This window comes from Mesorhizobium sp. J18 (assembly GCF_007829525.1).
In the GTDB taxonomy this organism is placed as follows: Bacteria; Pseudomonadota; Alphaproteobacteria; order Rhizobiales; family Rhizobiaceae; genus VLJP01.
The window spans coordinates 35,457-43,975 of the sequence record NZ_VLJP01000078.1 but is presented as its reverse complement, the minus strand read 5'-3'; the positions used below and the strand labels follow the sequence as shown (position 1 = coordinate 43,975).

The 8,519-nt window shown below is 63.5% G+C and carries 10 protein-coding genes; 8 read left to right on the top strand and 2 right to left on the bottom strand.

Features of this window, described 5'->3' with window-relative positions; genetic code table 11:
- The 8 genes from groEL to L598_RS19915 all read left to right on the top strand — a co-directional run.
- A partial coding sequence (groEL, locus tag L598_RS19950; protein WP_144865692.1) for a chaperonin GroEL occupies positions 1–1,085 on the top strand: 1,085 nt, incomplete at its 5' end.
- A 186-nt stretch (positions 1,086–1,271) separates the two neighbouring features.
- Entirely contained in the window at positions 1,272–2,540 is a 1,269-nt protein-coding gene (locus L598_RS19945) for an amino acid ABC transporter substrate-binding protein (RefSeq protein WP_144865515.1), read from the top strand.
- Between the two features lie 124 nt (positions 2,541–2,664).
- Positions 2,665–3,537 (top strand): branched-chain amino acid ABC transporter permease, encoded by an 873-nt coding sequence (locus L598_RS19940; RefSeq protein WP_144865513.1) that lies wholly within the window; start codon positions 2,665–2,667, stop codon positions 3,535–3,537.
- A gap of 1 nt (position 3,538) precedes the next feature.
- On the top strand, positions 3,539–4,516 hold the full coding sequence (locus L598_RS19935) for a branched-chain amino acid ABC transporter permease (protein ID WP_144865511.1): 978 nt from the start codon (positions 3,539–3,541) through the stop codon (positions 4,514–4,516).
- A complete protein-coding gene (locus L598_RS19930) occupies positions 4,513–5,274 on the top strand; it encodes an ABC transporter ATP-binding protein (protein ID WP_246658854.1) in 762 nt (253 codons plus the stop codon). The genes L598_RS19935 and L598_RS19930 overlap by 4 nt, the downstream gene beginning before the upstream one ends.
- Positions 5,271–5,981 carry an ABC transporter ATP-binding protein gene (locus L598_RS19925; RefSeq protein ID WP_144865509.1) on the top strand — a complete coding sequence of 237 codons (711 nt, stop codon included), beginning with the start codon at positions 5,271–5,273 and terminating at the stop codon, positions 5,979–5,981. The genes L598_RS19930 and L598_RS19925 overlap by 4 nt, the downstream gene beginning before the upstream one ends.
- Positions 5,982–6,114: 133 nt before the next feature.
- The gene (locus L598_RS19920) at positions 6,115–6,660 is read left to right on the top strand and encodes a hypothetical protein (RefSeq protein ID WP_144865507.1); all 546 of its coding nucleotides are present in this window, start codon (positions 6,115–6,117) and stop codon (positions 6,658–6,660) included.
- 29 nt (positions 6,661–6,689) lie between these two features.
- Positions 6,690–7,736: a histone deacetylase family protein gene (locus tag L598_RS19915; RefSeq protein ID WP_144865505.1), complete on the top strand. Its 1,047-nt coding sequence runs from the start codon at positions 6,690–6,692 to the stop codon at positions 7,734–7,736.
- A 158-nt stretch (positions 7,737–7,894) separates the two neighbouring features.
- Here L598_RS19915 and L598_RS21555 read toward each other — a convergent pair whose 3' ends face one another.
- Together L598_RS21555 and L598_RS19910 are read right to left on the bottom strand one after the other, a co-directional pair.
- Entirely contained in the window at positions 7,895–8,071 is a 177-nt protein-coding gene (locus L598_RS21555; protein WP_186445124.1) for a hypothetical protein, read from the bottom strand.
- Between the two features lie 258 nt (positions 8,072–8,329).
- Positions 8,330–8,509: a hypothetical protein gene (locus L598_RS19910; protein WP_144865503.1), complete on the bottom strand. Its 180-nt coding sequence runs from the start codon at positions 8,507–8,509 to the stop codon at positions 8,330–8,332.
- Positions 8,510–8,519: the final 10 nt, after the last annotated feature.

The following is an 8,519-nucleotide window of genomic DNA, read 5'->3' as shown; positions in this document are numbered from 1 at the left end:
CCGCCGAGACCGAGCTGGAAGTGGTCGAGGGTATGCAGTTCGACCGCGGCTATCTCTCCCCCTATTTCATCACCAATCCGGAAAGGATGCGCGTCGAGCTCGAGGATCCCTACATACTGATCCATGAGAAGAAGCTGTCCAACCTGCAGGCGCTCCTGCCGGTGCTGGAAGCCGTGGTGCAGTCCGGCAAGCCGCTGCTTGTGATTGCCGAGGACGTCGAGGGCGAAGCTCTCGCGACGCTCGTCGTCAACAAGCTGCGCGGCGGCCTGAAGGTTGCTGCCGTCAAGGCTCCGGGCTTCGGCGATCGCCGCAAGGCCATGCTGGAGGACATCGCGATCCTCACCGGCGGCCAGGTCATCTCGGAAGACCTCGGCATCAAGCTCGAGAATGTGACCCTCAACATGCTTGGCCGCGCCAAGAAGGTCGAGATCGAGAAGGAAAACACCACGATTGTCGACGGCGCCGGCAAGAAGGAGGAGATCCAGGGCCGCGTCGCCCAGATCAAGCAGCAGATCGAGGAGACGACCTCCGACTACGACCGCGAGAAGCTGCAGGAGCGGCTGGCCAAGCTGGCCGGCGGCGTTGCCGTCATCCGCGTCGGCGGTGCGACCGAAGTCGAGGTGAAGGAGCGCAAGGACCGCGTGGACGATGCGATGCACGCCACGCGCGCAGCCGTCGAGGAAGGCATCCTGCCGGGTGGCGGCGTGGCGCTCCTGCGGGCGGCCAAGGCGCTCGACAAGCTCGATGCCGAAAACGCCGACCAGCGGCATGGCATTGAGATCGTGCGCCGGGCGCTGGAGGCTCCTGTGCGCCAGATCGCCGAGAACGCCGGCGCGGAAGGCTCCATCATCGTCGGCAAGCTGCGCGAGTCCAACGATTTCGGCTATGGCTGGAACGCACAGACCAACGAGTTCAGCGATCTCTATAAGCAGGGCGTCATCGACCCGGTCAAGGTCGTCCGCACGGCGCTCCAGGATGCTGCGTCGGTCGCCGGCCTGCTCGTCACCACGGAAGCCATGGTGGCCGAAAAGCCGAAGAAGGAGACCCCTGCTCCCGCAATGCCGGGCGGCGGCATGGACTTCTGACCGCAAACGAGAAGCGTCGCACAAGAAGCGCCCGCGTCGAGTTCCGACGCGGGCGTTTTGCAATTCCTCTCCGGCGCGCCTTGGCAGGCTCGTCATGCACAACTGAACAGGTTGCCATGGGCGAGGACGCGTGCTTTCATCTTGCCCGGCGTCGGCGGTCGCCGCGCCGGAAGATCGGGAGAAATCATGTCTAAAAAATCACAGGGGATCTCGCGCCGTCGCTTCATCCACACCGGAGCCGGCGCATTGGGCTCGTTCGCGCTCGCCGCACCGTTTATCCGCACGGCGCGGGCACAGGCGCCGACGATCAAGGTCGGTGTCATCACCTCGCTTTCCGGCGAGAATATTTTCGGCGGCAACCTGACGCGGCGCGGCTACGATTTCTGGGCCGAGATGGCGAACCAGAAGGGCGGTGTCGAGGTCGGCGGCGAGATGCTCAAGGTCGAGATGTTCTACGGCGACGACCAGAGCAACCCGGCGACCGGTGCGGATGCGGCCGAAAGGCTGATCGTGCAGGAAGAAGTCGATTGCCTTTTCGGGCCCTATACCAGCGGCTCCACCATCGCCGTGCAACCCATCTGCCAGAAATACCAGGTGCCGATGATTTCCGGCTCGGCCGAATCGCCCAATGTCTGGAAGGCCAAGCCCGAGTTCAATTTCGGCATGATCCCGGCCGTCGACAATTCCGCCGGGCGCTCGCTCGGGGTCTTGGGCGACATGTCGGAGCCGAAGGCCGCGAAGGTGGCGGTGATCGGCGTCAACGAACCCTTCTCCAAGGAAACGGGCGAAGGCTTCCAGGCAGGTGCCGAGGAGGCCGGCCTCGAATTGGTGGCATATGAACTGGTGCCGGCCACCGGCGACCTGACCCCGACCATCTCCAAGATCGCCGCGCTCAAGCCCGATATCGTCGCCGTCGGCGGACATGAGGAAGTGCTGATCAACGTCGTCAAGACGTCCAAGTCGCTGGGCTTCCGCCCCGCTGCGCTGATCATGCATTACGGCGTCACCAATCCGGCCTATGCGGAGGCGCTTGGCGCCGATGCCGACGGCACGACCGGCATCTCCGTCTGGCTGCCTTCCGTGCCTTACAAGGACGATCTTTTCGGCACCGCCCAGGAATATAACGAGGCTTCCCACAACCGCTGGGGCAGCTACCCGGACTATACGGAAGCGGCTTGCTCGGCGAGCGGACTGGTACTTGCCGATGCCCTGAAGCGGCTCGGCAAGAAGCCGGCCAATCCGGCCGACAAGGCAGCGCTGAAGGATGCCATCGCCGAGACCGACATCACCACCTTCTACGGCCCGGTGAAGTTCGAGAAAGAAGGCGATCACTATCACGACAACATCCAGCCCGTGCCGGTCCTGATCCAGATCCAGGATGGAAGCGTCGTGGCGGTCGGACCGAAGGACGCCGCGGCGGCCGATCTGGTCTATCCGCTGCCGGCGTGGAACTGACCCTCCTTACCCGATGAGGCTGCGGCGCCGTGTCCGACGATGCGGCGCCGTACCGAACGGTACGGTACGTACTCCCCTGGCCCATCCTTTGACCTTGGATGCTTGATAACCGGACGAGGCGCGGTTGGATCTTCTTCTCCAGACACTCGCGAACGGCATACTGATCGGCGGCGTGGTGGCCACTTTCGCCATCGGTTTCCAGCTTACCTTCGGCGTGCTGCATGTCATCGATTTCGCGGTCGGTGCCTGGGTGATCCTGGGCGGCTATCTCGCATATTTCATGTCGTCGCTTCTCGGTGTGGACGGCTTCCTTGCCCTGCCGGTCGCCTTCGTGCTTTTCGGTACCCTGGGCTATCTCATCGGACCGATCATCTACCGGGTACGCAACAGCCGGACGGCGCGGCCCGAATTGATGGCCCTGGCGCTGACCTTCGGGCTGTTCACCCTGCTCAGGGGCGGGATGCTCACCTTCTGGGGCTTCAACACGCGCAGCGTCGACACGGCGTTGAGCGGCGGCAGCCTGATGATCGGCCCTGTCGCTGTTCCGATGCTCAGGGTCGTCGCCTTCGCTTTCGCGATGGCGGCGGCGGCGGCGCTGTTCTTCATGCTCTACCGCACCCGTTACGGCCTGGCGATCCGCGCCACGGCGGAAAACCGCGAGACGGCTGGCCTGATGGGCGTCGACGTCCACCGGCTGAGCGCCACGGTCTACGGCATCTATGCCGGGCTCACGGCCATGGCCGGCGTTCTGATGGGCGCGATCTATTCGGTCAATCCGGAGATCGGCCTGCGCTACACCCTGTTCGCCTTCTTCATAGCCGTTCTCGCCGGCCTCGGCTCTGTCGGCGGCGCAATCCTGGCGGCGCTTTTCCTCGGCATCATAGAAGCGGTGGTGGCGACCTATTGGGGCTCGGCCTATTCGCATCTCGCCATCTTCGCCACGCTCTATCTTGTGCTGCTGGTGGCGCCCAAAGGCATTTTGGGGCGGGGTCTCTGAGATGAAGCGCTGGCCGAGCATACTTCTGCTTGTCGTTATCCTCGTCGCGCTGGCTTTGTTGCCGCAATTCGTCAACGCTTATTGGCTGCGGATCGCCACTGGTGCGCTGATGTGGGCGGGCCTCGCCTGCTCGTGGAACATCATCGGCGGCTATGCCGGCTATATCGATTTCGGCCATTCGGCCTTTTTCGGCATCGGCGCCTATGCCACGGCGATCCTGATGGGTGGCAGCTTCGGCTGGCCTTTCGCGGCCACCGTACCGGTCGGCCTAGTTGCCGCAGCACTCGTGGCGGCGGTGATCGGCGGGCCGACCCTGCGCCTGCGCGGCGCCTATTTCGCCATCGCGACATGGGCTTTTGCCGAAATGCTGCTGCAGCTCGTCAATGTGCTGGAAATCACCGGCGGCACGGGAGGCCTCAGCCTGCCGCCCTTTCTCGACGAGAACTTCTTCTATTTCACCATGCTTGCAGCAGTCGCCCTCACCTATGGCGTGACCTGGCTTCTCTTCGAGCGCTCACGCTTCGGCTACAAGGTGAAGGCGCTGCGCGACCATGAGGCGGCAGCCGAGTCCATGGGCATCAACACGTCGCTGGTGAAGCTGCAGGCCTTCGCGCTGTCGGCGGTGCTGGCGGCTCTGTTCGGCAGCATCTTTGCCTATTGGGTCACCTTCATAAACCCGAAAAGCGTGCTCGGCGGCGACATCACGGACCAGATGGTGGTGATGGTTCTGCTGGGCGGGCTCGGCAGCTTCTGGGGGCCGGCATTGGGAGGCGTTGCCCTTTTCCTGATCAACCGGCTTATCTGGATGAATTTTGGCGATACGGCCTTCTACATCGCCATTCTGGGCGCTGCCATCATCCTGGTCGTGCTCTTCCTGCCCGAAGGCATTGCCGGCCTGTTCACGCGCCGGGGCAAACCGGGAAACTCTCTTTTGCGGCAAAGCTTGGCACGGCTGGTCGGACGCGGAGGCCGGGCATGACGGCCGGTGCAGCGCAGAGCCGGGACATGGCTGCAAGGGCGTCGGGACAGCCGATCCTTGCCATACGAGGCCTCAAGCGCCGTTTCGGCGGCATCGTGGCGGCCAACGATGTCAATCTCGAAGTCCGGCGAGGAGAGATCGTCGGCCTGATAGGCCCGAACGGTTCGGGCAAGTCCACGCTGTTCAACCTCGTCTCCGGCATGTTCAAGCCCGACAGCGGCCAGATCCTGTTCAACGGCACCGATATCGCCGGCATGAAGGCTCATCGCATCGCCCGGCTCGGCCTTGCCCGCACCTTCCAGATCCCGGCCCTGTTCGAGAACATGACCGTTACGGAAAATCTCCTGGCGGCGGCAGCCGAAGGCCAGTGGGACGGCGCACATGAGCGCGCGGAGGTCGCCATGCAACTGCTGACGCTGGAAGCGGTGCGCGACAATCGCGCCATCGACCTTTCCGGCGGACAGCAGAAGCTTCTGGAGTTCGGCCGCATCATCATGCGCCGCGCCTTGCTCATCCTGCTCGACGAGGTGACGGCGGGCGTGCACCCCAATATCCGAAAAATCATCCTCGACGCCATCGTGAAGCTGCGCGACGAAGGCGCAACCTTCTTCCTGATCGAACACGACATGGAACTTGTGCGCAGCGTCTGCGACCGCATCATCGTCATGGATGCCGGGCAGGTCATCACCACCGGCACCTTCGACGAGATCGCGCGGGATTCGCAGGTCATGCAAGCCTATCTGGGGCGGCGCGCATGAGCCGGCTCGAGGCAAAGGATGTGATCACCGGCTACGGCAAGCACGAGGTCGTGCACGGCGTCTCGCTCGAGGCTGCGGCCGGCGCGATCACCTGCATCTTCGGCCCCAATGGCTGCGGCAAATCCACCTTCCTCAAGGCCGTTGCCGGGGCGCTGCCGGCATGGGAGGGCAGCGTGAGGCTCGGAGACCGGGAGATCAGCAACCGGCCCGTGCATGAAGTGGTGCGCGAAGGGCTGGTGATGATGCCGCAGGGCGGCGGCGCCTTCCCACGCCTGACGGTGATGGAAAACCTGCGCATGGGTGGCCATGCGATCGCCGATGCCCGCCTTGTGGAAAGCCGGATCGAGGCTCTGCTGGCCGAATATCCGTCGCTGGCGCGGCGTACCGGGGTCGCCGCCGGATCGCTCTCGGGCGGCGAGCAGATGATGCTTGCGCTGGCCCGCGCGCTGGTTTCCGAGCCGCGCTTCATCCTGCTGGACGAGCCCTCGGCCGGCCTTTCCCCAGCCCTTGTCGGCGAGACGCTGGAGCGCGTGCGCGAGTTGACCCGGCGCGGCATCGGCATCCTCATGGTGGAGCAGAATATCCGCGAGGCTCTACCCATTGCCGACAAGATCTATATTCTCACTGCAGGCGAGAAGCGCTTCGAGGGCACGCCGGCGGATGTGCGCGACGATGCCCAGCTCATGAGCATCTACATGGGCGGGTAAGAGGCCAGCGGTCGAGACTGTCGTATTGCGAGAGCCCGCGGTGACTATGGATCAAGGTGAATTCTGCCACCGTGAGACGGAACGGCTCTATTGCCTGGCGGGGGAACATTTCAGGGCCGTAGGCCAATGTCATATGGGGTCTGAAAAGCTCCGCTGCCCGCAACCCCTGCGCCCTCATGCCCGCGCCGAGCATCCTGTGGAGTTCGAAAACCTCTTCTCCCTCGCCCAACAGCACCAGCGGCCGGCGTGGCGGCTTGCCGTTAACGGCGGGCGCACCCGGAAAGCTTCCGATGAAGCGGAACGTCATCTCGAAGGGAGCCATGGAAACGGCGCTCGCGGCCCGGCCTGCCGCGAAGACGTATTTTTCCCGCACCCGCCAGTCATCCCTCACGTGATGGAGGGAAACATGCAGATGTTTGACTGGGCTCCAGCCCGTGCAATCGCCGCCAAGAAATTCCGACCGTCTCGCGACGGCATGGCGGGCCGCCTCCATGTCGGCCAGAATGCCGAGGAACAGGCGTTCGGGCCGATCCGGCCGGCGAACAGACGGATCATGAAAAACATCGAGAACAAACTGACGAGGATCGTTCCTCATCCACAGATTTTAGAACAAAACATGAACAAACTTCAAGCATCTCGACATAAGCAGCCGGCCCGTCGCATTCTCGCGCGGCAATAACGGGCGCAACCGACAAGGAGCAGGGCTCGATGCGAGCGTTCTTCCATCCCGACCAGAGCCTGCACGACCCGCGGCAATTCATGCAGGTCGGCCGCATCCGCGAACCAAAGGATCTGCCGAGCCGGACGGAGGCTCTGCTCGGCGCGCTCGCCGCGCGCGGGATCGAACCGGAAGCACCCGAGGACCACGGCATCGAGCCCGCCTTATCGGTCCATACAAGACCCTATCTCGATTTCCTGCAGGACGCCTATGAGCGGTGGCGCGCTACCCCAGAGGCCGGACCGGAAGTGCTCTCCAACCTTTCCCCCTACTGGAACGGGCGGCCGGAATGGCGGCACCGCCCTCCCTGCCGCTCGGATTCGGTCATTGCCCAGGCCGGCTATTATCTCGGAGACCTTGCGGTGCCCATCGGTTCCGACACCTGGAAATCCGCTTTGAAATCCACCCACACGGCAACCGCCGCTGCCGAGGCGGTGATCGGTGGCGCGCCTGCCGCCTTCGCGCTATGCCGCCCGTCCGGCCACCATGCACGGACCGACCGCGCCAATGGCTTCTGCTATCTCAACAATTCGGCCATAGCTGCAGAGCGGCTGGCCAGCCGCTATGGCAAGGTCGCCATTCTCGACGTCGACGCCCATCACGGCGACGGCACGCAGCAGATCTTCTATCATCGCCAAGATGTGCTGACGGTATCGATCCATGTCGATCCGAATGTCTATTATCCGTTCTATACGGGCTATGCCGACGAGCGCGGCATAAGCGACGGCGAAGGTTGCAACATCAATATTCCGCTGGCGCCGAAAACGGGCGATGCGGCATTCCTCGCGGCTGTGGACGAGGCGGCGGCGCAGGTCCGCGCCTTCGGCGCCGAGGCTCTTGTCGTGGCGCTCGGCTATGATAGTCATCGCGAGGACCCGATCGGGATGCTCGATGTCTCGACCGAGGCCTTTCGCGAGATCGGGAAAAGAGTACAGGCGATCAGTCTCCCCACTGTGATCGTGCAGGAAGGCGGCTATCAGGTCTCGGTGATTGGTGATTGTCTGGGGCAATTCCTTGACGGGTTGCTCGGCGACTAAGCCCTGATCGTCAAGTCTTTGCTTCCCACATTCCTCGCGCAAGAGGCTCGACCCAGGGAGGTGTCAAGAATTGGCAGGCCGAGCCTCAAGAGGCCCCGCCCGCCGAAGCCGGCACCGGAAATTACCAGCTCGGCGGCGAGGCGAAACGCAGCCGCCGGTTATTCGGCAGGCGCGGTGGTGGTCGGCTCCGACGTTGCCGGATCCGTTGTCGCGGGCTGCTCCGTCGTCGTTGTCGTGCTGGACGTCGTGCCAGCATCCTGCCCTTGATCGCTGCATGCCGAAAGCACGAACAGGGCCGCACCGATTGCCGAGAATATGCAAACCTTCTTGGACATCTGATTCCCTCCTATTGCAGCCCCCGCGGGCAATTGGGAATTATTGCTGCAATCCGGTCAAGGATCGGAGATGTCAAACATTCTTTCAGGCATTCACGCCCGGCGAGTTGCCCAAGCGCCTTCTCCACTGCCGTCCGGCAAGATGGCGGCCGCTCTTCAAGGCGAAGGAGATCTACCGAACCGCCGCCACGCCGGGTTCAGCAAAAACCAGGCATCTGCGCCGCCAATTTTGCTCCGTAGGCCCGTCCCCGACCGCGATCAAGCATTGGTGGTAGCCGTCTGTTTCGCAGAGACGGCGACCGCAGCCTCGCAGACCTCCACATGCCTGGCCAGCGCTTCGTTCGACAAGACCGCGCTGATGGTGCGGATGTCGCGATTCTGGAACTTGGGCATCTGCTGGAGCTCCTGGAGCCGCTCGAGAAGTGCCATGCGGGTCATGCTTGTCTCC